We start from the raw sequence: 621 nt of genomic DNA on the forward strand, positions 1-621 counted from the left end.
ACTACACGCTTGATTACCCAAATCAACTGGAAAACAGCGGTCCGACAATTCTGGTACCAGCAAAGCAGTTAACCGATAATTAATATCGAATCTAACGCTTATCAACAGGGAGCTTTGGCTCCCTGTTTCATTTTCCATTGACGCAAAATCAAGGAAAGTTGCCGATAGCACCGTTCATCACAACTGTCTCGCCAAATCGTCACCATTTCACCCGACTCTAGCGTAAAGGAGAGTTTAAAAGGCAGCGTCGTCAGGTTGACGTGTTTGATATGCGAATTACTCGTTTCATTTTTTACCGTGCCGTCGCTGTGCACATACCAATGCCCTTGACTCGACAAAAGGACAAAGCCTGGATCACGTAGCTTGCTAGCAATCAGTAATAACAAATAAATCGATAATACGAGTGGAATGTCGGAAAGAGACACGGCCCAAGTCAAGCTTAAGAAAACGGTCAGATTGCTGACTTGAGCCGTAATTGAGGAAGATACGTTAAGATTAACGAACTTTGCTGAGGTTATGGGCGACAATTTTATCAACCATTGCTGCGTGGCCTAGGTTCTCGCTACGACCATGTCCCATCACCCAAGTGAACAGATCTGGATCATCACATTCAAGCAGAGA

At 44.6% G+C, this 621-nt stretch carries 2 protein-coding genes; both read right to left on the minus strand.

Translation table 11 applies throughout. The annotated features are described in order from the left end of the window. Nucleotides 1-101: 101 nt before the first annotated feature. Nucleotides 102-536 (minus strand): protein YgfX, encoded by a 435-nt coding sequence (locus R8O11_RS31880; protein ID WP_412035090.1) that lies wholly within the window; start codon nucleotides 534-536, stop codon nucleotides 102-104. Further along, nucleotides 496-621: succinate dehydrogenase assembly factor 2 (locus tag R8O11_RS29005; RefSeq protein WP_318195096.1), on the minus strand; the 126-nt coding region annotated here is incomplete at its 5' end. The genes R8O11_RS29005 and R8O11_RS31880, both read right to left, overlap by 41 nt.

It is taken from the genome of Vibrio sp. 1288 (genome assembly GCF_033344475.1).